This window comes from Streptomyces sp. NPDC051921, from assembly GCF_040680975.1.
Taxonomy (GTDB): domain Bacteria; phylum Actinomycetota; class Actinomycetes; order Streptomycetales; family Streptomycetaceae; genus Streptomyces.
This window is the reverse complement of the sequence record NZ_JBFAXU010000019.1, coordinates 60,395-83,242: the sequence shown is the minus strand read 5'-3', so window position 1 is coordinate 83,242 and position 22,848 is coordinate 60,395. Positions and strand designations below refer to the sequence as shown.

The following is a 22,848-nucleotide window of genomic DNA, read 5'->3' as shown; positions in this document are numbered from 1 at the left end:
TGGGTGGGCGGGGCGGTTGCGCCTGCGGCGGGACCGGGCCGCGGGTCACTCCCGGCGGTAGACCGGGGCGCGCTTCTCGGCGAAGGCCTTGGCGCCCTCCTTCGCGTCGGCCGTGGCGAAGATCGGCCATCCGCGCTTGAGCTCCGCCGCCAGGCCCTCCTCCTCGGTCATCTCGGCGGTCTCGTAGACCGACGCCTTGACGGCCTCGACGGCGAGCGGCCCGCAGGCGTTGATCCGTTCGGCGATCTCCAGGGCAGTCTCCAGGGCGGTGCCGTCGGGGACGACCCGGCCGACCAGGCCGATGCCCGCGGCCTCCTCGGCGGTGTACGGACGTCCGGTGAGGAGCATTTCGAGGGCGTGGGTGCGGGGGATCTGGCGGGGCAGCCGGACCGTGGAGCCGCCGATCGGGAACAGGCCGCGCCGGACCTCGAAGAGGCCGAAGGTGGCGGAGGCCCCGGCCACCCGGATGTCGGTGCCCTGGAGGATCTCGGTGCCGCCGGCGACGCAGTAGCCCTCGACGGCGGCGATGACCGGCTTGCGCGGGCGATGGTGCCGCAGCATGGCCTTCCAGTGCAGGTCCGGGTCGGCTGTCATGCGGTCCCGGTACCGCTCCCCCTCCATCCCCCTGCCCGCGAGGGCCTTGAGGTCCATGCCCGCGCAGAAGGCGCCGCCGGCGCCGGTGAGGACGACCGAGCGGATCGTGTCGTCGGCGTCGGCCTCCAGCCAGCCGTCGTGGAGTCCGACGAGCATCGGCAGCGAGAGCGCGTTCTTGGCCTCGGGCCGGTTCAGGGTGAGGACGAGCGTGGCGCCTTCGCGCCGCACGTCGAGGTGTTCCGTGCCGCCATTCGACGGAGTTCCTGCCGCGTCTGCCATGTCTGCCGTCTCCCGACTCCCGGCGCCATTTCTGGAACAGGTTGCAGGAGTGGCGGAGCCAGTTCAATAGTTTTCTGACACCCAGTCAGATTCTTCTGCGCACCCCCTTCCCCCCTGCGCCCGTCGGCGCTCTAATGACCGCCCAGTGACCGATGGGGGTCAGTCCGGGCCAGGATCAGGAGGAACGGTGGAGTACAACCTTGCCGACCTGTTCGAATCGGTCGTCGACGTGGTCCCGGACCGCGAGGCGCTGGTGTACGTCGACCACCCCGGCACCGGGGCGGAGCACCGGCTCACCTACGCCGGCCTCGACGCCGCCGCCAACCGGCTTGCCCACCACCTCGTCGACGCGGGCCTCCGCCCCGGCGAGCACCTCGGCCTCCACCTGTACAACGGCACCGAGTACCTGCAGACCGTGCTCGCCTGCCTCAAGGCCCGGCTCGTACCGGTCAACGTCAACTACCGCTACGTGGAGGAGGAGCTGGTCTACCTCTACCGCGACGCCGACCTGGCCGCGCTCGTCTTCGACGCCGAGTTCACCGAGCGGGTCGCGGCCGCGCTGCCGCAGACGGAGAAGCTGCGGCACCTCGTGAGGGTGGGGACCCCTCCCGAGGGCGCTCCCGCTCTCGACTGCGTGGCTTTCGCGGACGCCGAGGCGGGCGGTTCACCCGAGCGCGGCTTCGCGCCCCGCTCCCCCGACGACCTGTTCATCATCTACACCGGCGGCACCACGGGGATGCCCAAGGGCGTGATGTGGCGCCAGGAGGACCTGTTCTTCGCCGGGCTCTTCGGCGGCGACCCGAGCGGTGAGCCGGTCAAGCGCCCGGAAGAGCTGGCCGAGCGGGTGGCGGCGGGCGGCGCGGGGCTCACCTTCTTCCCGACTCCCCCGCTGATGCACGGCACGTCCACGCTCACCTCGTTCATCGCCTTCCACTACGGACAGCGGGTGGTGATCCACCGCAAGTACGTGCCCGAGGAGGTGCTGCGCACCATCGAGAAGGAGAAGGTGTCGAGCGTCTCGCTGGTCGGCGACGCGATGCTGCGGCCCCTGGTCGACGCCCTGCACGGACCCCTCAAGGGCACCGACCTGTCCTCGCTGTTCAGCCTCTCCTCGTCCGGTGCGATCATGTCCGACACCGTGCGCGACCAGTTCCAGGCCCTCGCCCCGAACGTGCTGCTGCTCAACAACTTCGGTTCCTCCGAGTCCGGTTCCAACGGCCGGGCGACCGACGACTCCGGCCCCGCCAAGGGCTTCCGGCTGCACGTCAACGAGCGCACCCAGGTCGTCGACCCGGCCACCCACGAGCCGGTGGCCGTCGGGGAGATCGGCCGGCTCGCCCAGCGCGGTCACGTACCGCTGGGCTACTACAACGACGCCGCGAAGACCGCCGAGACCTTCTTCCGGAAGGGCGAGGAGCGCTGGGTCCTGCTCGGCGACATGGCCACGGTCGACGAACAGGGCATCGTCACCGTCCTCGGACGCGGCTCGCAGTGCATCAACACCGGCGGCGAGAAGGTCTATCCGGAGGAGGTCGAGCAGGCGCTCAAGTCCCACCCGGACGTGTACGACGCCCTGGTCGCCGGCGTCCCGGACGCGAAGTGGGGCAGCCACGTGGCCGCCGTCGTCCAACTGCGCGACGGCGCCGCGCCCCTGGACCTGGCGGCCGTCCAGGCTCACTGCCGCACCCGGCTCGCCGGCTACAAGGTGCCGCGCCAGCTCGTGCTCACCGACACGATCCAGCGCTCCCCCAGCGGCAAGGCGGACTACCGCTGGGCCCGGTCGGTGGCGGTGGAGGCGGACGCCGGGGCGGGGGCCTGACCCGGACCCCGTCCGTCACACGCCGAACTTCCGCAGGGCGGCCAGGAACTTGACCGGCCGGTGGGTGTGCACCAGGTGCCCGCCCTTGATGGTCACCAGCAGGCCGTCCTGGACCAGCTCGGCCAGCTCCGCCAGCGGCGCCTGCGGGAGATGACTGGAGGCACCGCCCCCGACGATCAGAGTGGGGGCGGTGATCTCCCCCAACTCCTCGCGCCACGCGGGGTCCGGAGCGTTCAGCTCGGCGTCGGTGGCGCCCACCACCGCCCAGTCCACCGTGACCGGCTCCTCGGGCGGGCCCGCCGGGCCGCGCGGCGGGTCGAGGGGGACGAAGGCGGGCGGCTCCTCCAGGACGAGCCGTCCGATCAGCTCCGGCTCCCGCTGGGCCAGCAGGCAGGCGGCGCCGGCCCCCATCGAGTGCGCGACGACGGTGACCCCGACCAGACCGAGCGCCTGCAGGAAACCGGCCAGTTCGTCGCGGAACACCGCGAAGCCGTAGTGCCCGGGCCAGTCGCTCAGTCCGTGGCCGCGCAGGTCGAGGGCGTACACACGCCGGTCGGCAGCCAGTTCGGCGGCGATCTCGGCCCAGTCCGTGCCGTCGGCGCCCCGCCCGTGCACCAGCACGACCGGTTCGGCGTCCTCCGGGCCGGTGACCCGGTACGCGAGGCGGACGCCGTCGACGGTGACCGTGCGTACCGCCGGGTCGAGGAAGGCGACGACCGGGCGCAGGAACGCACCGGCGTCGTCGATCCACGGGAAGTGTCCGGCGGCCTGCTGGACGGCGAGCTCGGCGTTCGGGAAGCAGGCGGCGATCTCGGCGGCCTTCCGCGGCGTGGGGCCCGCGTCGTACCCGCCCGCGAGGACGAGGACCGGGGCGGTCAGCTCGCGCAGCGCGTGCCGGGTGGTCTCGGGCTCGAAGGCGCCGTCCGCGTAATAGGCCCGTGCCGCCGTCCAGTTGGTCTGCTCCTGGACCTGAGCCGCGTGCGCCCGGGCGGCCGTGTCCCAGCGGCCGTACGCGAAGGGCATCACGATCGCCGCGGCCCGCTCCGGAGGGGTGGACCCGTCGAGTGCGTCCAGGGCCGCGCGTGCCTCCGGGTACCAGGGCTGGTGGGCGTGCACCTCGGCGGCCTCGTCCCACTCCTCGTCGGTGACCTCGACGCCCACCGCCCGCCCGCCCGGGGTCACCAGGACGAGGGAGCGGATCCGCTCGGGGTGCGCGGCGGCGTACCCAGTGGCCAGGTTGGCGCTGCCGGAGTGGCCGAGCAGGTCGATCCGGTCGAGGCCGAGGTGGGCGCGGAAGGCCTCGACGTCGGCGACCTGCCGGTCGCAGCGGTAGCTCGTGGGGTCGGCGGGCACCGCGCTGCCGCCGGTGCCGCGCGGGTCGAGCACGAACAGGGTGCGGTGCGCGGTCAGTCCCCCGAGGTCGCCGAGGTAGTCCGCGTCCCGCATCGGGCCGCCGGGCAGTACGAGCAGGGGTTCCCCCGTGCCGCTGATCCGGTAGGAGAGTTCCGTTCCGTCGTACGTCGTGAACCGAGGCATGTCGTCGATCATGGACGCGGGGCACGGAGCGTGACAACCGTGTTCGCCGAGGGCGCGATACGGTGGGATGTCCGCCTCCACCAGCGAAGGAAGCCGCTCCACCGTGTCCGAGACCCGTCCGTCCGAGACCCGTCGCGAACTCCCCCAGGTCGCGCTGCGCGGCGACTGCGCGAACTGCTTCGGGCTGTGCTGTGTCGCCCTCCCCTTCGCCAGGTCCGCCGACTTCGCGGCGGACAAGTCCTCGGGCGAGCCCTGCCGGAACCTCCAGGAGGACTTCCGCTGCGGCATCCACACCCGGCTGAGGGACAGCGGCTTCCCCGGCTGCACCGTCTACGACTGCTTCGGGGCCGGCCAGAAGGTCTCCCAGGTCACCTTCGGCGGCGTGTCGTGGCGGGAGGCCCCGGACAGTGCGCGGCAGATGTACGAGGTGTTCCCGGTGATGCGCCAGCTGCACGAGCTGCTGCGCCATCTCACCGAGGCCCGGGCACTCGCCGCGGCCCGCCCGCTCCACCGTGACCTCGACCGGGCCCTGGCCCGGGTCACGGCGCTGACCGAGGGGGCGGCGGCCGACCTGGAGAAGCTGGACGTCGCTCCGGTCCGGGCCGAGGTGAATCCGCTGCTCCTGAAGAGCAGCTCCCTGGTCCGTGCGGCGGCCGGCGGCAAGCCGAAGAACAAGAGGGGCGCCGATCTGATCGGGGCCCGGCTGCGCGGGGCGAAGCTCAGGGGCGCCGACCTGCGCGGGGCCCTGCTCATCGCCGCGGACCTGAGTGGTGCGGAACTGTCGCTCGCCGATCTGATCGGCGCGGACCTGCGGGACGCCGACCTGTCGGGCGCGGATCTGACCGGCGCCCTGTTCCTCACCCAGCCGCAGCTGAACGCGGCCCGCGGCGACGCCGCGACCCGCCTGCCCGAGGGCTTCGAGCGCCCGGCCCACTGGGCCGCCCGCTAGGCGCCTTCGGCCTCGATCTCGTACAGGTACGGGGTCGTCGTCGTGAGTTCGGCGAAGCCCAGGCGGGCGAGGATCGGGCGGCTGGTCGGGGCGGCGTCGACCTGGAGGTGGCGGTAGCCGTGCTCGGCGGCGATCCGGGCGCGGTGCGCGACCAGGGCCCGGTAGAGGCCCTTGCCCCGCCAGGCCTCCACGGTGCCGCCGCCGTACAGGCCCGCGAAGTCGCTGCCCTTCGGGAGTTCCAGGCGGGCGGCGCTGACGGGAACGCCGTCGGCGAGGGCGACGACGGCCGCCACGGTGCCGGGCGCGTCGGCGAGCTGGTCGAGGAGGCGGCGGCCCAGGTGGGAGCTGTCCGTGCCGAAGGCGCGGTCGTGCACCTCGACCACCATCCGCACGCCGGCCTCGTCGGTGACGGCGCGCAGCTCCACGCCCGCCGGCAGCCCCTCGTGCGCCGGCAGGGCGGTCGCCTCGGCCACCATCAGGGTCTCCTGCTCGTCGGGGGTGAACCCGGCGCGGAGGAGGCGTTCGGCGAGGTCGGCCGGGCCGTCGTGCCCGTACAGCTTCCATTCGAAGGATCGGCCGGCGGTGCGGAAGTGGCGGATCTGTGCGGCGATGGCCGCGTCGGCGTCGTACGGGCCGAGGCCGGACCAGAGGATCCCGTTCCAGCCGTGAAGGGGCCCGGTCTGCCGGACGACGAGTCCGTCGCGTTCGACCCGGGCGCCGGGTCCGTCGGGGCGGGCACCGAGCCGGAGCTGGCGGTCGTAGTGGAGGCGCAGAGTGGTGAGTTCCATGGCCTCCACCCCAGCATCCGCCGGGACTCCTACGCCACTGGATTACGGGGGGGTGCCCCGGGCTCGTCACCAGGTGACGGGCAGGGTCTCCGGTCCCCGGTTGACCGTGCCGGTGCGCCAGGCGATCCGGTCGGGCGGCTCGGCGAGCGCGAGACCGGGGAAGCGGGTCAGGAGGGTGGCGAGCATGACCTCGGCCTCCATCCGCGCGAGCTGGGCGCCCGCGCAGTAGTGGGCACCGTGGCCGAAGGCGAGGTGTGGGGCCTCGTCGCGGCCGAGGTCGAGACGGTCGGGGTCGGTGTAGACCGCCGGGTCGCGGTTGGCGGCCGGGTAGAAGACGTAGACGGCCTCGCCCGCTCGGACGGTGACGCCGCCGACCTCGACGTCGGTGGTGGCGACCCTCGGCATGCCGACGCCGTTGCGCTGCGGGACGAAGCGAAGGAGCTCGTCCACGGCGCGGGGCAGCCGGTCGAGGTCGCCGCGGAGCTTCCCCGTCTGATCGGGGTGGACGAGGAGCACGTAGACCATGGTGGCGACGATGTTCCGGACGGCGTCGAGGCCGTTCAGGGTGAGCATCACGGCCGTCGACACCAACTCCGGGGTGCTGATGCCGCCGGTTGCGCGGGCGGCGGCCAGTTCGCTGATCAGGTCGTCGGCCGGGTAGTCGGCGCGCTGCCGGGCGAGGTCGGCGAAGTAGCCGGCGATCTCCTTCTTCACGGACTCGCCCTCGGTGGCGGTGGTGTCGTGGCGCAGGAGTCGGGCACGCCAGTGCTCGACGCGGCCGAGGTCGGCGGCGGGTACGCCGAGGAGTTCGGCGACCACGGTCGTCGCGAGCGGGCCGATGAACGTCTCGGCGAGGTCGGTGGGCGGACCGGCGTCGTGGGTGCGCCGCGCGAGCATGCCAGCCGTGCGCTCGGTGTGGGCGCGCAGGGCGGTCATGCGGCGGCGCCCGAAGGTGGGGGCGAGCAGCTTGCGCAGCCGGGTGTGGTCGGGCGGGTCGGCCCGGCCCACTCCGCCCGGCGGGGCGAGGGTGTGCGGGGTCATGCTGGTGATCGGTCGTCCGACGGTGAGCGCCCGGCTCATCCGGGGATCGGCGGTGATCTGCTTGACGTCCTCGTAGCGGGTGACGAGCCAGGCGTGCCCTTCGCCGTGGGGCAGCCTGACGCGGGCGACGGGTTCCTCGTGCAGGAGCCGGTGGGGCACGGGGTCGAAGTCCGTGCCGGCCAGCGGGACCACGGCCCAGTCGTGGACGACCGGCCCGTCGTGCCGGGGTGACGTCATGGCGTGGGCACCGTCTCCGGTCGGACTCCGGTGTCGTGCCGGAGTGGGGTGATCTGTTCGATGTCGTAGCGGACGCGGAGCTGGGCGATGGCCTCGTGGTCGACCGGCCCGCCGGAGCCGAGGATGTCCATGAGCTCCTCGAAGTAGCGCTCGTGATCGGGTGGCGGCGAGGCCTGGAACAGCATGCGGACCGGGTCGCCGGTGGGGTTGGCGAAGGCGTGCGGGCATCCGGGCGGCACGAGGATGAGGGTTCCGGGAGTGGCGCGCACGGCCCGCTGTCCGGAAGCGGACTCCCATTCCCGCCAGCTGTCGCGCGTGCGCACCAGCGGTTCAAAGGCGAGGACGTCGAGTTCGCCCTCCACCAGGTAGAAAAGCTCCTCGCTGCGGGCGTGGGCGTGGGCGCCGACGTCGAAGCCCGGCGGGACGACGACCTCGAAGGTGGAGGCGGTACGACTGTGCTCGCCGGTCACCTTGAAGGTGACGTGCTGGGCGGCGGTGGTGAGCGTCCTGCCGTGGCCGGGCGGCACGATGAGCCCGCCGCCCGGTCCGATGGCTGTGGCGGTCATGGGGGTGGCGGTTCCTCTCACCAGGCGACGGGCAGGGCTTGGGGGCCGCGGATGAGGGCGCCGCGCTGCCAGCGGATCTCCTGCGCGGGGACGGCGAGCCGCAGGTCGGGAAAGCGGCTCCACAGGGAGCCGACCAGGATCTCGGACTCGATGCGGGCGAGGGAGGAGCCGGGGCAGAAGTGCGGGCCGTGACCGAAGGAGACGTGCGGGTTGTAGCGGCGGTCGAAGTCGAGCGTCTCCGGGTCGGGGAAGACCGAGGGGTCGCGGTTGGCGGTGAGGTACGAGACGTAGACCGGGTCGCCCTCGGGGATGACGACCCCGCCGACCTCGACGTCCTCCAGGGCGATGCGGGAGAGGCCGACGGCGTTGCGGTGCGGGATGTAGCGGAGGAGTTCGTCGACGGCCCTAGGGAGGACGCCGGGTTCGGCACGCAGCCGGGCCAGGTGCTCGGGGTGGGTGAGCAGGGCGTAGACCATGTTGGCGCTGTTGTTGGTGACGGCGTGGGCGCCGCTGATCTGGATGAGGGCGGCGAGGGCGACGGCCTCGTGCTCTTCGAGGGTTCCGTCGTCCAGGGCGTCGGCGAGGACGGCGGCGAGGGTCTCCTTGCCGGTGCCGTGGCTGCGGCCGATGAGCTCGGTGAAGTAGCGGCTCAGCTCCGCCTTGGCTCGTTCGCTGGCCTCGCGGCCGGCGGCGGCGGAGATGACGGTGTCGCCCCACCGCGCCATGAGGGGCCGGTCGCCCTCGGGGACGCCCATGAGCTCGCTGACCACGGCGAGCGGGAAGGGCCGGTTGACGAAGGTCATCAGATCGGCGCCCGGGCCGTGCCGTTCGAGGCGGTCGAGGAGCCCGTCCATGACGTCCTGGGCGGTCTCGCGCAGGGTGCGCAGGGCGCGGGCGACGAAGGCGCGGGCGACGACGCGCCGGATCCGGGTGTGGTCGGGCGGGTCGGCGAAGCCGACCGCGCCCTCCAAGGGGATGAAGTGCGGGGCGAGCCGGGTGACGGAGCGGCCGTAGACGGCCTGGCGACTGAACCGCGGGTCCATGGAGACGAACTTGACGTCCTCGTAGCGGGTGACCAGCCAGGCGTGCCCTTCGCCGTGCGGGAGGCGGATGCGGGCGACGGGGTCCTCGTGGAGGAGCTTGGCGAGGAGTGGGTCGAAGTCGAGCCCGGTGAGGTCGGGTACGGCCCAGAAGTGCACCTGCGGGTCGGCCGCGTCGTCCGTGTGCGTGGTCGTGGTCGTGGTCATCGGGCCACCGCCGCTGTCGTGGGGAGTGCGCTGCCGAGGGGGGTTTCGGAGGGACCGGTGCGGGGCGTGCCCAGGAGGACGGCCTCGCGGCGCGGGTGCGGGGTCGTCGCGGTGCCGGTCCAGCTGCCGAGGGAGATCTCGGCGGTGATTCCGGGGCCGAAGCCGGCGAGCAACCCGGTGGCTCCGGTGGCCGGGCCGCCCTCGTCGAAGAGCCGGCGCAGTGCGTCGAGGACGACGGCGGAGGCGATGTTGCCGTACTCGGTGAGGGTGGCGCGGCTGAAGCGGAACATGTCGGGGGTGACGTCCAGGTGCTTGCCGAGGTCGTCGAGGATGCGGGGGCCGCCGGCGTGGATGAGGTAGAAGTCCTGGCGGCCGGCGTCCCGGCCGTGCCGGGCGGCGAGGTCCACGAGGGCGGGTGCCAGTTGTTCCATGGTCCCGGGGACGCGCTTGTCGAGCATGAAGTGGAAGCCGGTCTCGCGGACCTTGTAGGCGATCCAGTCCTCGCTGTCGGGGACGAGGTAGGAACCGTTGTGCTCCAGGCGGATACCGGTGCCGCCGGAGCCGCGGACGACCGCGGCGGCGACGGCGTCGCCGAAGAGGCCGTTGGAGAGCAGGTTGCCGACGGTGAGGTCGGTGGGCTGGTAGCAGAGGGAGCAGAACTCGCAGGCCACGACGAGGGCGTTGGCGCCGGGGTAGGCCGAGCAGAAGTCGTGGGCCCGGTTGATCGCCGCGCCGCCGGCGGCGCAGCCGAGCTGGGCGATCGGCATCTGCCGGGTGTCGCTGCGGAAGCCCAGGGTGTTGATCATCCAGGCGGTCGGCGAGGGCATGGTGAAGCCCGTGCAGGAGACGTAGACGATGAGGTCGATGTCGCGCGCCTCCAGGCCGGCGTGGTGCAGGGCCTCGGCGACGACGGCGGGGACGCGGGCCTTGGCCTCGGCCTCGTACATCGCGTTGCGTGCCTCGAAGCCCGGGTGGGCGAGGGTGCGCTCGATGGGCTGCACGAGGTGCCGTTTCGCCACGCCCGTGCTGTCGATCAGGCGCAGGACGAGCGGAAGCGACTCATGGCCCGCGTGGAGGGTGCGGGCCAGGTCGAGGGTCTCCCGCCGCGTGATCGTGTGTTCGGGCACGGCGACGGCGGGACGGCACAGGACAGGCATGGTGGTCCAATTCGTCCGGGGGTGGGGAAGGAGAGCCGGACGGAATCATCTTCCGTCCCCCTTTCCCTCGCTCTGCACGGTTCCTGCCTCATCGGGACCAATCGCACCCGAATGTGTGATCTTCTCCGCGCGTCGCCGCGTCGCGGGCATAACGTCGGTGCGGGCGGCCCGGCTGGGGTGCCGGGCCGCCTCTTCGTCCAGCCGCCGGCGGGCCTGCTTCCGCCGCTCCGCGACTCCCCCCGTGACGCGCAGGAGTGACGCCCGCCCTGCCCGCCCGCAGGGCGCACGCGCCGAGAAAACACGTCCGGGCCTCTTGCCAAGCCCGGGGTGGGGACGGCTTTACTGACCTCGCAAAGATCTACCGAATGATCGGTCGTCCGATTTACGACGGGCGGCACGGTGGTGAGCGCGTGAGGGCGAGGGAGTGGCGCATGACTGACCTGCTGGACGCGGGCGAGCGGCTCGGCCGTGGGGAGCTGGAGGCGCTCCAGCTGGATCGGCTCCGCGCGACCCTGCGGCACGCCTACGACAACGTGGCGTTCTACCGGCGGTCCTTCGACGCGGCGGGTGTCCGGCCGGAGGACTGCCGCACGCTCGCCGACCTGGCCCGTTTCCCCTTCACCGCCAAGACCGATCTGCGCGAGCACTACCCCTTCGGGATGTTCGCGGTCGACCAGTCCGAGATCCGGCGCATCCACGCCTCCAGCGGCACGACCGGCCGGCCCACCGTCGTCGGCTACACCGAGCGGGACCTCGACACCTGGGCGGACGTGGTCGCCCGCTCGATCCGCGCCGCCGGCGGCAGGCCCGGCCACAAGGTCCATGTGGCGTACGGGTACGGGCTGTTCACCGGCGGCCTCGGCGCGCACTACGGGGCCGAGCGGCTCGGCTGCACGGTGATCCCCGCCTCCGGCGGCATGACGGCCCGCCAGGTGCAGCTGATCCAGGACTTCCGGCCCGAGATCATCATGGTGACGCCCTCCTACATGCTGACCCTGCTGGACGAGTTCGAGCGCCAGGGCGTGGACCCGCGCGGGACCTCCCTCAAGGTCGGCATCTTCGGCGCCGAGCCGTGGACCGAGGAGATGCGCCGGGAGATCGAGGAGCGCTTCGCCATCGACGCCGTCGACATATACGGGCTCTCCGAGGTGATGGGCCCGGGCGTGGCGCAGGAGTGCGTGGAGACCAAGGACGGCCTGCACATCTGGGAGGACCACTTCTACCCGGAGGTCGTGGACCCGGTCACGGGCGAGGTGCTGCCGGACGGCGCGGAGGGCGAGCTGGTCTTCACCTCCCTCACCAAGGAGGCCATGCCGGTGGTCCGCTACCGCACCCGCGACCTGACCCGGCTGCTGCCCGGGACCGCCCGGGTCTTCCGGCGCATGGAGAAGGTCACGGGCCGCAGCGACGACATGGTCATCCTGCGGGGGGTGAACCTCTTCCCCACCCAGATCGAGGAGATCGTCCTGCGCACCCCCGCGGTGGCCCCGCACTTCCAGCTGCGGCTGACCCGCGAGGGCCGGCTGGACGCGCTGACGGTCCGGGCGGAGGCCCGTCCGGACGCGACGCCCGAGCAGCGCGACGACGCCGCCCGGGCGATCACCAGGGCGGTCAAGGACGGGATCGGGGTGTCGGTCGCTGTCGAGGTGGTCGACCCGGAGACGCTGGAGCGCTCGGTGGGCAAGATCAAGCGGATCGTGGACCTGAGGTGACCTGCGGGGGGGCGCCGAGCACGGTCGCTGCGTAGCCTGGGGGGAGGAGGTGGTTGCGATGCTGGCGGACTCTCCTGTAGCCGCGATCATTCCGGCCAACGATCTGGCCAGGGCGAAGCGCTTCTACACCGAGACCCTGGGCCTCACCTTGACCCGGGACGTACCCGAGGACACCAGACTGGAGTCCGGTGGGACGATCGTCGGTCTCTACGAGACCCCCTATGGCGGTCAGGCCCAGCACACGCTGGCGAGCTTCAAGGTCGACGACCTCGATGCGTCGATGTCGGAGCTCAAGGAGAAGGGCGTGACGTTCGAGGACTACGACCTGCCGGGCCTGAAGACCGTCGACGGCGTCGCCGAGACGGACAACATGCGCGGTTGCTGGTTCAAGGACAGCGAGGGGAACATCCTCTGCCTGGTGCAGGATCGCTAGGGCTGACGGCCGAAGCGGTCCCGCAGTTCGCGCTTGAGGATCTTTCCGCTGGCGTTGCGGGGCAGCGCGTCGACCAGGACCACCCGCTTCGGGGCCTTGAAATGGGCGAGCTTCTCGCGCGCGTGCGCGAGGAGTTCGGCCTCGGTGACCTCGCCGCGCGGGACGACGAAGGCGGTGACCGCCTCGATCCAGCGGGCGTCGGGGAGACCGACGACCGCGGCCTCGGCGACCGAGGGATGCGTGTAGAGGGCGTCCTCGACCTGGCGTGAGGCGACCAGGACGCCCCCGGAGTTGATGACGTCCTTGACCCGGTCGACGACGGTGAAGTAGCCGTCGGCGTCGCGGACGGCGAGGTCCCCGGAGCGGAACCAGCCGTCCCGGAAGGCCTCCGCGGTCTCCTCGGGCTTGTCCCAGTAGCCGGCGCACAACTGCGGGGAGCGGTAGACGACCTCGCCGGGGGTGCCGTCGGGCACGTGCTTGCCGTGCTCGTCGACGATCCGCGCCTCGACGTGGCGGACGGGCCGGCCGCAGGAGTCCATCCGGCCCTCGTGCTCGTCGGGACCGAGCACGGTGGCGAGGGGGCCGATCTCCGTCTGCCCGAAGCAGTTGTAGAAGCGCAGGCCGGGCAGCCGGGCGCGCAGCCCCTCCAGGACGGGGACGGGCATGATCGAGGCGCCGTAGTAGGCCTTGCGCAGGGCGGAGAGGTCGCGGGTGGCGAACTCGGGGTGGTTCGCGAGCCCGATCCAGACGGTCGGCGGGGCGAACAGGCTGTCACAGCGCCCGGATTCGGCCAGGTCGAAGACGAGCGCGGGATCGGGTCCGTCGACGATGGTGTTCTCGGCGCCGACCGCGAGGTACGGCAGCAGGAAGACGTGCATCTGCGCCGAGTGGTACAGCGGCAGCGAGTGCACGGGGCGGTCGTCCTCGTGCAGGTCGAGGGCGTCGATCGCGCTCGCGTACTCGTGGACGAGGGCCCGGTGCGTCATCATCGCGCCCTTGGGCAGGGCGGTGGTGCCCGAGGTGTAGAGCAGCTGTACGAGGTCGCGCGCGTCGCGGTCCGTGTCGTACGCCTCCGGGGCGGCGAGCGCGGCGAGGAACGAGTCCGGGGCGTCGCGCAGCACCCGTACGGGGACGTCGGCGGCGACGCGGGCGGCGAGCGCCGGATCGGCCAGGACGAGTGAACTGCCGGACTGGCGCAGGACGTAGTCCAGGTCGTCGCCCGTCAGGTGGTGGTTCACCGGTACGTGCACGAGGCCGGCGCGGGAGCAGGCGAGGAACGCGATCAGGTAGGCGTCGGAGTTGTGGGCGTAGGTCGCGACCCGGTCGTGCTCCCGCAGCCCCCAGCGCTCCCGCAGAACGGCGGCGGCGGTGGTGACGGCGGCGTCCAGCTCGGCGTAGGTCCAGGCGCGGTCCGCGTAGCGCACGGCGGTCCGGTCGGGTACGCGCTGGGCGCTCATGCGCAGCACACCGTCGACGGTACGGGTGAGCAGGCTGCGGGGTACTCGGTCCATGGCTGCAGATCCTCGGCGGGGCCGGGCGGCGGGTCAAGTACCCGGCCGGGGTCGCGCGTCCGTGGTGGGGCGGATACCGAACAGGATGTTGACAGAGCAAGCGCTTAGCTGCCTGGATGGCCCAACCCGCATTCTCCGCATGCTCGTTGGGAGGCACGTTGCACTTCCGCACCTTGTTCCCGGCCCGGTTGAGACGCCTCGCGCTGGTCGGCGCGGCGCTCGCCACCGTCACGGCCTCGCTGCCCGCCGCGGCCGTCGCCGACGCGGGGGACCGCGCCCACCACCCGTCGGACCGGGGGTTCTCGGCGGTCATCCGGTACACCGAGTACGGCATTCCGCACATCGTCGCCAAGGACTACGCGAACCTCGGCTTCGGCACCGGCTGGGCACAGGCCGCGGACCAGGTCTGCGTCCTCGCCGACGGCTTCCTGACCGTGAACGGTGAGCGCTCGCGGTACTTCGGCGCCGACGCCGCGCCCGACGGCTCGCTGTCTTCCGCGACGAAGAACCTCTCCAGCGATCTGTTCTTCCGTGGGGTGAAGGAGGCGGGCACGGTCGAAGCGCTGCTCGCCACGCCCGCCCCGGCCGGGCCGAGCCGGCAGCTGGCGGAGCTGATGCGCGGCTGGGCGGCCGGCTACAACACCTGGCTGCGGAAGAACCGCGTCACCGACCCCGCCTGCGCGGGCGCCGCATGGGTCCGCCCGGTCACCGCACTGGACGTGGCGCGCCGCGGCTGGGCGGTCTCGGTGCTCGGCGGCCAGGGCCGGGGCGTGGACGGCATCACGGCGGCGCGGCCGCCGGCCGGGCCGGCCGGGCCCGGGGCGGCGTCGACGGCGGGTCCCCTCCCGGCTCCAGGGGTCCCCGGTCCGGGGTCCGCCGCGGTCCCCGACCCGCGCCGGACGGCCGAGGCGGCCCGCGAGCTGTTCGCCGCCGAGAACGCGACCATGGGCTCCAACGCCGTCGCCTTCCACGGCGCCACCACCGCGAACGGGCGCGGACTGCTGCTCGGCAATCCGCACTACCCGTGGCAGGGCGGCCGCCGCTTCTGGCAGTCCCAGCAGACCATCCCCGGCCAGCTCGACGTCTCCGGCGCCTCCCTGCTCGGCACCACGGTCGTCAACATCGGTTTCAACGACAGGGTCGCCTGGAGCCACACCGTCGCCACGGGCGTCCCGCTCAACCTGCACCAGCTCGCGCTCGACCCGGCCGACCCCACCGCGTACGTCGTGGACGGCAGGTCCGAGAAGATGACCCCGCGCACGGTCACGGTCGCGGTCAAGGACGGTGACCCGGTCACCCGCACCCAGTGGTGGACCCGGTACGGACCGGTCGTCACGGGTCTCGGCGCGTCCCTGCCGCTGCCGTGGACGGCGACGTCGGCCTTCGCGCTCAACGACCCCAACGCCGCCAATCTGCGGGCCTCCGACACCGCTCTCGGGTTCGCGAGGTCCCGCTCCACGCGGGACATGGCGGAAACGCTGGCCCGTACCCAGGGGCTGCCGTGGGTGAACACCGTGGCCGCCGACGCGGCCGGGCACACGCTCTTCGCCCAGGCGCAGGTGCTGCCCCGGATCACCGACGACCTGGACCGGCGCTGCTCGACCCCGCTCGGCCGGGCCACGTATCCGGCCGCGGGGATCGCGGTGCTCGACGGCTCGCGCGGCGACTGCGCGCTCGGCTCGGACCCGGACGCGGTGCAGCCCGGTGTCTTCGGCCCAGCGCGGTGGCCCGTCCTGCGGGACGCGCCGTACGCGGCGAACTCCAACGACAGTGCCTGGTTGGCCAACGCCGACCGGCCGGTCACCGGCTACGAGCGTGTCTTCGGCACCATCGGCACGCCGCGCTCGCTGCGTACCCGCGGTGGCATCGAGGACGTGGCGGCGATGGCGGAACGGGGCCGGCTGACCGTGGCCGACCTGCAGCGCCAGCAGTTCGCCGACCGGGCGCCGGCCGGCGACCTGGCGGCCGCCGACGCGGCGGCGGCGTGTGCGAGCGCACTGGCCGACGATCCGGAGGCCTGCCGGGTCATCGGCGCCTGGGACCGCACCGTGGACGCGGACAGCCGGGGCGCACTGCTCTTCGACCGCTTCTGGCGCAGGTTCACCGCCTCGGCACCGCTCGCCGAGCAGTGGAAGGTGCCGTTCTCGGCCGCCGACCCGGTCCGTACGCCGCACACCCTCAACACCGGGTCCCCCGCCTTCGCCAAGGCCCTGAAGGACGCGGTGGCGGAGCTGCGGGCAGCCGGGATCGCGCTCGACGCGCCGCTCGGCCGGCACCAGTTCGTGGTGCGGAACGGAGCGCGCATCCCGTTGAGCGGCGGCACGGAGGCGCTGGGCGTCTGGAACAAGACGGAGTCCGTGTGGAATCCGGCGGGCGGCGGTTACACGGAGGTCGTGCACGGTACGAGCCACGTCCAGGCGGTGGGCTGGGACGGCGGCCGCTGCCCGGTGGCCCGCACGCTCCTGACGTACTCCCAGTCCTCGAACCCGAACTCGCCCCACTACAGCGACCAGACGCGGCTGTTCTCGGGCGAGCGCTGGGTGACCTCCCGGTTCTGCGAGAAGGACATCCTGCGCTCGCCCGGACTGAGGGTCGTGGTCGTCAGGGGCTGAGGTCCGTCACGGACTGAACGACAGGAACACGAAGGCGGCGAAGATCGAGAGATGGACGCTGCCCTGAAGGAGGGTGGCCCGGCCGGGCACCACCGTCAGGGCGCTCACCACGGCCGTGAGCACCAGCAGCACCATGTGGAGGGGCCCCAGGCCGAGGATCAGGGGCCCGTCCAGCCAGACGGAGGCGAGCGCGATCGACGGGATCGTCAGGCCGATGCTGGCGATCGCGGAGCCGTAGGCCAGGTTCATGCTGGTCTGCATGCGGTCCCGGCCGGCCGCCCGCACGGCGGCGAGGGTCTCCGGCAGCAGCACCATGAGGGCGATGACCACACCCACGACCGCCTTGGGCAGGCCCGCGTCCGCGACGGCGTCCTCGATGGTCGGCGAGACGAGCTTGGCGTTGCCGACGACGGCGACGAGGGCGACCACGAGCAGGCCCAGGCTGAACCAGGTCGCGCGGGCGGTCGGCGGCTCGGCGTGCTCGGCCTCCGGGTCCCTGGCCTCCTGACCGGGCCGTGGCACGGGCAGGAAGTAGTCGCGGTGCCGGACCGTCTGGACGGCGACGAACACCCCGTAGAGGAGGAGGGAGGAGACCGCGGCGAAGGCCAGCTGCCCCGAGGAGAACTCGGGGCCGGGGTGGGTCGTGGTGAAGGTCGGCAGGACCAGGGTCATGGTCGCGAGGGTGCAGACGATGGCCAGCTCGCCGCCGGAGCCCTCGGCGTTGAAGACCGCGATGCGGTTGCGCAGCGCGCCGACGAGCAGCGACAGGCCGACGATGCCGTTGCAGGTGATCATGACGGCGGCGAAGACCGTGTCCCGGGCGTAACTGGTCGCCTTGTCGCCGCCGCCGATCATCAGCATGACGATCAGTCCGACCTCGATGACGGTGACGGCGACGGCGAGTACGAGGGAGCCGTAGGGTTCGCCGACGCGATGCGCGATGACCTCGGCGTGGTGGACGGCCGAGAGGACTGCGGCGAACAGGCACAGCACGATGAGCGCCACCGCGAAGCCCGGTAGGTCACGCCCCCACCCGAGGGCCAGGCCCACGGCCGCGACCACCGGCCCCCAGGTGGTCCACTGTCGTGTCAGTCCTGCGGTACTCGAACTCATGCCCTGAATCCTGCCATAAACGGCATGAGCCCCTTTTGCGCGCCGCGTAGGGTGCCCCCATGACGGAGTCTCAAGAAGCAGACAGGGCACGGAAGGACGTGCCTCCGCCGCACGGCGGCACGGATGAGCGTTCGACGTTGTCGGCCTTCCTCGGTTACCTTCGGGAGGCGGTGGCCGCCAAGGCCGAGGGCATCGACCCACGGCTCGCACGGAAGCCGGGGGTGCCGTCGGGCACCAATCTGCTCGGCCTGGTGCAGCACCTCACGGCGGCGGAGACGCACTGGTTCGTCCGTACCTTCGAGGGCGCGGACGTGCCCGTGCCGGACCTCGGCATGGAGGTCGCGGAGGATGTCACCGCTGAGCAGGTCCTCTCCGACTACCGCGAGGCGTGCCGGCGCTCGGACGAGATCGTGGCCGGCTGCCCGGACCTGGAGACCGTCTCGGCCCGGCCGGCCGGGCAGGCACGGGTGCACCGCACCCTGCGCTGGATCCTGGTGCACATGATCGAGGAGACCGCCCGGCACGCCGGCCACGCCGACATCCTGCGCGAGCAGGCGGACGGGGCCGTGGGGCGCTGATCCCGCCGGCGTCGGCGCGACCGGCGTCGGCCTCTCCTCGTCACAACGGGCGGTCGCGGCCCTCCCAGTAGGGGTCGCGGAGGCGGCGCTTGTACAGCTTGCCGTTGGGGTCGCGGGGCATGTGGGCGATGAAGTCGACGGACTTGGGGCGTTTGTAGCCGGCGAGGTGCGTCTCGCAGTGGGCCAGGACGGCGGCGGCGAGCTCGGGCCCCGGGGTATGGCCTTCGGCGGCCTCGACGACGGCCTTCACCTCCTCGCCCCAGTCGGCGTGCGGGATGCCGAAGGCGGCGGCGTCGGCGACGGCCGGGTGGGCGAGGAGCGCGGCCTCGATCTCGGCGGGGTAGATGTTGACGCCACCGGAGATGATCATGTCGATCTTGCGGTCGCGCAGGAACAGGTAGCCGTCCTCGTCGAGGACGCCGAGGTCGCCGACCGTGAAGAAGTCGCCGATGCGGTTCGACGCGGTCTTCGCCTCGTCCTTGTGGTAGCGGAAGCCGCCGGTGCTCATCTTCATGTAGACGGTGCCGAGCCGCCCGGGCGGCAGTCGCTCGCCGTCGTCGTCGAAGACGGCGAGCTCGCTGATGGGCCAGGCGCGTCCGACCGTGCCGGGCTTCTTGAGCCAGTCCTCGGCGGTGGCGAAGGCGCCGCCGCCCTCGCTCGCCGCGTAGTACTCCTCGACGCAGTGACCCCACCACTCGATCATCGCCCGCTTGACGTGGTCGGGGCAGGGCGCGGCGCCGTGGATGGCGTGGCGCAGGGAGGAGACGTCGTAGCGGTTCCGTACGTCCTCGGGGAGGGCGAGAAGTCGGTGGAACTGGGTGGGCACCATGTGGGTGTGGGTGCAGCGGTGGGCGTCGATGAGCCGCAGCATCTCCTCGGGCGTCCACTTGTCCATCAGGACCACCGGGTGGCCGATGTGCAGGGCGGCGCCCGCGAACTGGAGCACGGCCGTGTGGTAGAGCGGCGAGCAGACCAGGTGGACGTTGCCGTCGAACGGCTTGATGCCGAAGATGCCGAGGAATCCGCCGAGGTAGGTCTCCTCGGGGGGCTTGCCGGGCAGCGGGCGGCGGATGCCCCGGGGACGTCCGGTGGTGCCGGACGTGTAGTTCATGACCCAGCCGAGGGTGCGGTCCTCGGGCGCGGACACGGCTTGGCCGTCGAGCAGTTCGGCGTACGGGCGGAACCCGGGGATCGTGCCGACTGCGTAGCGGTGGCTGCCCGCCAGGCCGGCCTCGTCGGCGGCGACGGCGGCGGCCTCGGCGAAGCGCTCGTGCGCGACAAGGACCTTGGCGCCGGAGTCGGCGACGATCCAGGCGATCTCGGGCCCCACCAGGTGGTGGTTGACGGGCACGAGGTAGAACCCGGCCTGGGCGGCGGCGAGATAGGCGGTGAAGAACTCGATGCCGTTGGGGAGCACGACCGCGAAGGCGTCGCCGCGCTCCAGGCCGGCCGCGCGCAGGCCGTGGACGAACTGGTTGACGGTCGCGTGGAGACGGCCGGCGGACCACTGCTCTCCGTCCGGAGCGGTGATCACGGTACGGTCCGGGTCGGCGGTGGCCTGCGCCCAGAATCCGTTGGGGCCCTCACTCATCCCTGGCTCCTTCCGGCGATGCGGTTGATCCGGTCGACGGCCTCCTCGAAGCCGCGGGTGAGCTCGTCGAAGACCTGCTGGACGCTGCGCTCGGAGTTCATCCGGCCGACGATCTGCCCCACCGGGGTGCCGAGCAGCGGCGTGACCTCGTACTTCTGGATGCGGGAGACGGCCTCGGCGACGAGCAGCCCCTGGAGCGGCATGGGCAGCGGTCCGGGACCGGCGGGGTCGTCCCAGGCGTCGGTCCATTCGGTGCGCAGCTGACGGGCGGGTTTTCCGGTCAGGGCGCGGGAGCGGACGGTGTCGCCGGAGCCGGCGGCGAGGAGCTTCTCGGTCAGGGCGCGGGAGTGGAGTTCGGCCTCGGTGGTGGTGAGCCAGAGCGAGCCGAGCCAGACGCCCTGGGCGCCGAGGGCGAGTCCGGCGGCGATCTGCTCGCCGCTGCCGATGCCGCCTGCGGCGAGCACGGGCAGCGGGGAGACGGCCTCGACGACCTCGGGGGTGAGGACCATGGAGGCGATCTCGCCCGTGTGTCCGCCGGCCTCGTAGCCCTGCGCGACGACGACGTCGATACCGGCCTCGGCGTGGTGCCGGGCGTGCCGGGCGCTGCCGGCCAGGGCGGCGACGAGGACGCCGTGGGCGTGGGCGCGGTCGACGACGTCGGCGGGCGGCGAGCCGAGGGCGTTGGCCAGCAGCTTGATGGGGTAGTCGAAGGCGACGTCGAGCTGGCTGCGGGCGACCTGCTCCATCCAGCCGGTGATCCGCCAGCCGGAGGCCTCTCCCTCGCCGAGTTCGGGCACGCCGTGCTTGGCGAGGGTGGTGCGGACGAACGCGCGGTGCTCCTCGGGGATCATCGCCTCGACGTCGGCCTCGGACACGCCCTCGACCTTCTTCGCGGGCATGACGACGTCGAGGCCGTACGGCAGCCCGTCCGTGTGGTCCTGCATCCAGTCGAGGTCGCGCGCGAGGTCGTCCGGGGCGGTGTAGCGGACCGCGCCGAGGACGCCGAATCCGCCGGCTCTGGTGATGGCGGCGGCCACCGCGGGGAAGGGCGTGAAGCCGAAGATGGCGTGCTCGATCCCCAGTGTGCGACTCAGCTCCGTCTTCATGGGCGGCATGGTGCCGCAGCCGGTGTGCCGAGGGAAGAGATTTTCTGATGCAGTGTCAGATTGTTTCGCGGCGGGGAGGGCGGTGGGAGAGGGTGGGCATGACGGAGACGACGAGGTTCAGGGGCCGCGGTCCGAGCCGCCGGGCGTTCGGCGGCGGGATCCTCGCCCTGGGAGGTGCGCTGATGATCGGTACGGTGCCGGGCGCCGCGTCCGCCCCGGACCCGGGACCCCGCGACGGGCGCACCGGCCCGGGCGGTGCGCGGCGGACCACGCTGCGGCGCGGCTCCGCCGAGCGGGCCGGGCTGCTGCAGGAGCATCTGGACCGGCTCGTCGCCGACGCCGAGTCCTTCCTGCGCCCCTCCCCCGCGCACCCTTGGTACGCGGGTGCGGTGCTGCTCGCCGGGCGCGGTGACACGGTCGCGCTGCACCGGCCGATCGGGACGGCCGTGCGCTACGCGGCGTACGACGAGAAGACCGACACCGGTGTCGAACTCCCGGCCGACGAGCAGATCCCGATGCGCGAGGACACGGTCTTCGACCTGGCGTCGGTCTCCAAGCTCTTCACCTCGATCCTGGCGGTGCAGCAGATCGAGCGGGGACCGCTGGCCCTCGAGGAGCGGGTCACGGCGTATCTGCCGGAGTTCGGGGCCGGTGGAAAGCAGGACGTCACGGTCCGTCAGCTGCTCACGCACACCTCGGGTTTCCGCGCCTGGATCCCGCTCTACGAGGAGCCGACGCGGGAGGGGCGGCTGCGCCTGCTGTGGAACGAGGTGCCCGCCGACCCGCCCGGCACGGTCTACCGCTACTCCGACCTCAACCTGATCACGCTGCAGCTGATCCTGGAGGAGATCACCGCTCTCCCGCTGGACGAACTGCTCCGCACCGAGATCACCGATCCGCTCGGGATGCACCGCACGCGCTTCAACCCCCCGCTCTCCTGGCGGCCGGACATCGCCGCCACGGAGGACGCCCGCAAGCCCTGGTCCGGCCTCGACCGCGGCATGGTGTGGGGCGAGGTGCACGACGAGAACGCGTACGGCATGGGCGGCGTCGCGGGACACGCCGGGGTCTTCTCCCACGCCTGGGACCTCGCCGTCCTCGCCCGCACCCTGCTCAACGGCGGCGCGTACGGCGACGCCCGGATCCTCTCCGCCGCCTCGGCCGAGCTGATGTTCACCGACTTCAACACGGCGTTCCCCGGCGACGAGCACGGCCTCGGCTTCGAGCTCTACCAGCACTGGTACATGGGCGCGATGGCCACCCCGCGCTCCGCCGGACACACCGGCTTCACCGGCACCAGTCTCGTTCTCGACCCGACCACCGACTCCTTCCTGATCGTCCTCGGCAACTCCGTCCACCCCGTACGGAGCTGGCGCTCCGGCTCGGCTCCCCGGGTCGCCACCGCGAACGCCCTCGCCCGCGCCGTGCCGGTGCGCCCGCTCCGGGGTCGTCGCTCCTGGTTCTCCGGGACGGCGCGCGGGACGACCGCCTCGCTCACCCTCCCGGAGGTACCGGGGGCCGCCCGCTTCGAGTGCGCCCTGTGGTGGGACGCCGAACCGGGCGCGGACGCCGCCGTCCTGGAGGCCTCGGCGGACGGCGGCACGCACTGGGCACCCGTCCCGTTCACCACCACCGCCCACCGGCCGGGCGCTCCGCGGCGTCAGGACCACCCGACGGGCGCGGTCGGCGGCTGGTCGGGCCGGGAGTGGTACGCCCTCGCCGCCGACCTGACGGCCTGGTCGACGGCCCCGGTACGGCTGCGCTGGCGCTACGTCACGGACCGGCGCTTCGTGGGCCGCGGCGTGTACGTGGACGCGATCCGGCTCCTGGACGGGTCGGGCCGCCCCCTGTTCGACGAGGCCCGCCCGGCTGACGGTGCGCGGATCGAGGCGGTCGGCTGGACGGCCTCGGCGGACTGAGCGGCCCCGGGCCCGGTCACGCCGTGTCGCCCGGCCACGCCGTGTCGCCCGGTCGCCGTC

General features: G+C 72.7%; 18 protein-coding genes. 7 read left to right on the top strand and 11 right to left on the bottom strand.

Features of this window, described 5'->3' with window-relative positions; translation table 11 throughout:
• Positions 1-45: 45 nt before the first annotated feature.
• The gene (locus AB0M16_RS24420) at positions 46-873 is read right to left on the bottom strand and encodes a crotonase/enoyl-CoA hydratase family protein (RefSeq protein ID WP_365346298.1); all 828 of its coding nucleotides are present in this window, start codon (positions 871-873) and stop codon (positions 46-48) included.
• A gap of 187 nt (positions 874-1,060) precedes the next feature.
• On the opposite strand from AB0M16_RS24420, the gene AB0M16_RS24415 reads away from it, so the two are divergent.
• The gene (locus AB0M16_RS24415; protein WP_365346296.1) at positions 1,061-2,692 is read left to right on the top strand and encodes an acyl-CoA synthetase; all 1,632 of its coding nucleotides are present in this window, start codon (positions 1,061-1,063) and stop codon (positions 2,690-2,692) included.
• A gap of 15 nt (positions 2,693-2,707) precedes the next feature.
• Here the strand turns inward: AB0M16_RS24415 and AB0M16_RS24410 are convergent, their stop codons facing one another.
• Positions 2,708-4,228, bottom strand: coding sequence for an alpha/beta fold hydrolase (locus AB0M16_RS24410; protein ID WP_365346294.1), 1,521 nt, complete (start codon positions 4,226-4,228; stop codon positions 2,708-2,710).
• Positions 4,229-4,331: 103 nt separating this feature from the next.
• Here AB0M16_RS24410 and AB0M16_RS24405 point away from each other — a divergent pair, with 103 nt between their 5' ends.
• Positions 4,332-5,177 (top strand): pentapeptide repeat-containing protein, encoded by an 846-nt coding sequence (locus AB0M16_RS24405; protein ID WP_365346291.1) that lies wholly within the window; start codon positions 4,332-4,334, stop codon positions 5,175-5,177.
• On the opposite strand, the gene AB0M16_RS24400 is transcribed toward AB0M16_RS24405, so the two are convergent.
• The 5 genes from AB0M16_RS24400 to AB0M16_RS24380 all read right to left on the bottom strand — a co-directional run bounded on the left by AB0M16_RS24400 (position 5,174) and on the right by AB0M16_RS24380 (position 10,213).
• Complete coding sequence (locus AB0M16_RS24400) at positions 5,174-5,965, bottom strand: GNAT family N-acetyltransferase (protein ID WP_365346289.1); 792 nt, start codon at positions 5,963-5,965, stop codon at positions 5,174-5,176. The genes AB0M16_RS24405 and AB0M16_RS24400 overlap by 4 nt on opposite strands.
• A 66-nt stretch (positions 5,966-6,031) precedes the next feature.
• A complete protein-coding gene (locus AB0M16_RS24395) occupies positions 6,032-7,243 on the bottom strand; it encodes a cytochrome P450 (protein WP_365346287.1) in 1,212 nt (403 codons plus the stop codon).
• Positions 7,240-7,809 carry a cupin domain-containing protein gene (locus AB0M16_RS24390; protein ID WP_365346285.1) on the bottom strand — a complete coding sequence of 190 codons (570 nt, stop codon included), beginning with the start codon at positions 7,807-7,809 and terminating at the stop codon, positions 7,240-7,242. Before AB0M16_RS24390 ends, AB0M16_RS24395 begins: the two co-directional genes overlap by 4 nt.
• Positions 7,810-7,826: 17 nt before the next feature.
• On the bottom strand, positions 7,827-9,056 hold the full coding sequence (locus AB0M16_RS24385; RefSeq protein WP_365346283.1) for a cytochrome P450: 1,230 nt from the start codon (positions 9,054-9,056) through the stop codon (positions 7,827-7,829).
• Positions 9,053-10,213, bottom strand: a complete 1,161-nt coding sequence (locus AB0M16_RS24380; protein ID WP_365346281.1) for a type III polyketide synthase — start codon at positions 10,211-10,213, stop codon at positions 9,053-9,055. The genes AB0M16_RS24385 and AB0M16_RS24380 overlap by 4 nt, the downstream gene beginning before the upstream one ends.
• A gap of 431 nt (positions 10,214-10,644) precedes the next feature.
• On the opposite strand from AB0M16_RS24380, the gene paaK reads away from it, so the two are divergent.
• Both paaK and AB0M16_RS24370 read left to right on the top strand, forming a co-directional pair.
• Positions 10,645-11,925 (top strand): phenylacetate--CoA ligase PaaK, encoded by a 1,281-nt coding sequence (gene paaK, locus AB0M16_RS24375; protein ID WP_365346279.1) that lies wholly within the window; start codon positions 10,645-10,647, stop codon positions 11,923-11,925.
• 58 nt (positions 11,926-11,983) lie between these two features.
• Positions 11,984-12,358: a VOC family protein gene (locus tag AB0M16_RS24370; RefSeq protein WP_365346277.1), complete on the top strand. Its 375-nt coding sequence runs from the start codon at positions 11,984-11,986 to the stop codon at positions 12,356-12,358.
• Here the strand turns inward: AB0M16_RS24370 and AB0M16_RS24365 are convergent.
• A complete protein-coding gene (locus AB0M16_RS24365) occupies positions 12,355-13,869 on the bottom strand; it encodes a fatty acyl-CoA synthetase (RefSeq protein ID WP_365346275.1) in 1,515 nt (504 codons plus the stop codon). The genes AB0M16_RS24370 and AB0M16_RS24365 overlap by 4 nt on opposite strands.
• A gap of 158 nt (positions 13,870-14,027) precedes the next feature.
• Here AB0M16_RS24365 and AB0M16_RS24360 point away from each other — a divergent pair, with 158 nt between their 5' ends.
• On the top strand, positions 14,028-16,481 hold the full coding sequence (locus AB0M16_RS24360; RefSeq protein ID WP_365346273.1) for a penicillin acylase family protein: 2,454 nt from the start codon (positions 14,028-14,030) through the stop codon (positions 16,479-16,481).
• 6 nt (positions 16,482-16,487) lie between these two features.
• On the opposite strand, the gene AB0M16_RS24355 is transcribed toward AB0M16_RS24360, so the two are convergent.
• Entirely contained in the window at positions 16,488-17,594 is a 1,107-nt protein-coding gene (locus AB0M16_RS24355; RefSeq protein WP_365346271.1) for an ionic transporter y4hA, read from the bottom strand.
• 59 nt (positions 17,595-17,653) lie between these two features.
• Between AB0M16_RS24355 and AB0M16_RS24350 the strand changes: the two genes are divergently transcribed.
• Positions 17,654-18,172: a DinB family protein gene (locus AB0M16_RS24350; protein WP_365346269.1), complete on the top strand. Its 519-nt coding sequence runs from the start codon at positions 17,654-17,656 to the stop codon at positions 18,170-18,172.
• Positions 18,173-18,212: 40 nt separating this feature from the next.
• Here AB0M16_RS24350 and AB0M16_RS24345 read toward each other — a convergent pair whose 3' ends face one another.
• Together AB0M16_RS24345 and AB0M16_RS24340 are read right to left on the bottom strand one after the other, a co-directional pair.
• Positions 18,213-19,763 carry an acyl-CoA synthetase gene (locus tag AB0M16_RS24345; protein ID WP_365346267.1) on the bottom strand — a complete coding sequence of 517 codons (1,551 nt, stop codon included), beginning with the start codon at positions 19,761-19,763 and terminating at the stop codon, positions 18,213-18,215.
• Positions 19,760-20,869, bottom strand: coding sequence for a nitronate monooxygenase family protein (locus AB0M16_RS24340; RefSeq protein WP_365346265.1), 1,110 nt, complete (start codon positions 20,867-20,869; stop codon positions 19,760-19,762). The genes AB0M16_RS24345 and AB0M16_RS24340 overlap by 4 nt, the downstream gene beginning before the upstream one ends.
• Before the next feature lie 98 nt (positions 20,870-20,967).
• Here AB0M16_RS24340 and AB0M16_RS24335 point away from each other — a divergent pair, with 98 nt between their 5' ends.
• Positions 20,968-22,788 carry a serine hydrolase gene (locus AB0M16_RS24335; RefSeq protein WP_365346263.1) on the top strand — a complete coding sequence of 607 codons (1,821 nt, stop codon included), beginning with the start codon at positions 20,968-20,970 and terminating at the stop codon, positions 22,786-22,788.
• Positions 22,789-22,848 lie beyond the last annotated feature (60 nt).

Excerpts from the sequence above, each read along its gene's own strand:
- AB0M16_RS24420 (WP_365346298.1), bottom strand. The coding sequence starts at position 873 with ATGGCAGACGCGGCAGGAACTCCGTCGAATGGCGGCACGGAACACCTC.
- AB0M16_RS24410 (WP_365346294.1), bottom strand. The coding sequence starts at position 4,228 with ATGCCTCGGTTCACGACGTACGACGGAACGGAACTCTCCTACCGGATC.
- AB0M16_RS24400 (WP_365346289.1), bottom strand. The coding sequence starts at position 5,965 with ATGGAACTCACCACTCTGCGCCTCCACTACGACCGCCAGCTCCGGCTC.
- AB0M16_RS24395 (WP_365346287.1), bottom strand. The coding sequence starts at position 7,243 with ATGACGTCACCCCGGCACGACGGGCCGGTCGTCCACGACTGGGCCGTG.
- AB0M16_RS24390 (WP_365346285.1), bottom strand. The coding sequence starts at position 7,809 with ATGACCGCCACAGCCATCGGACCGGGCGGCGGGCTCATCGTGCCGCCC.
- AB0M16_RS24385 (WP_365346283.1), bottom strand. The coding sequence starts at position 9,056 with ATGACCACGACCACGACCACGCACACGGACGACGCGGCCGACCCGCAG.
- AB0M16_RS24380 (WP_365346281.1), bottom strand. The coding sequence starts at position 10,213 with ATGCCTGTCCTGTGCCGTCCCGCCGTCGCCGTGCCCGAACACACGATC.
- paaK (WP_365346279.1), top strand. The coding sequence starts at position 10,645 with ATGACTGACCTGCTGGACGCGGGCGAGCGGCTCGGCCGTGGGGAGCTG.
- AB0M16_RS24370 (WP_365346277.1), top strand. The coding sequence starts at position 11,984 with ATGCTGGCGGACTCTCCTGTAGCCGCGATCATTCCGGCCAACGATCTG.
- AB0M16_RS24365 (WP_365346275.1), bottom strand. The coding sequence starts at position 13,869 with ATGGACCGAGTACCCCGCAGCCTGCTCACCCGTACCGTCGACGGTGTG.
- AB0M16_RS24355 (WP_365346271.1), bottom strand. The coding sequence starts at position 17,594 with ATGAGTTCGAGTACCGCAGGACTGACACGACAGTGGACCACCTGGGGG.
- AB0M16_RS24350 (WP_365346269.1), top strand. The coding sequence starts at position 17,654 with ATGACGGAGTCTCAAGAAGCAGACAGGGCACGGAAGGACGTGCCTCCG.
- AB0M16_RS24345 (WP_365346267.1), bottom strand. The coding sequence starts at position 19,763 with ATGAGTGAGGGCCCCAACGGATTCTGGGCGCAGGCCACCGCCGACCCG.
- AB0M16_RS24340 (WP_365346265.1), bottom strand. The coding sequence starts at position 20,869 with ATGAAGACGGAGCTGAGTCGCACACTGGGGATCGAGCACGCCATCTTC.
- AB0M16_RS24335 (WP_365346263.1), top strand. The coding sequence starts at position 20,968 with ATGACGGAGACGACGAGGTTCAGGGGCCGCGGTCCGAGCCGCCGGGCG.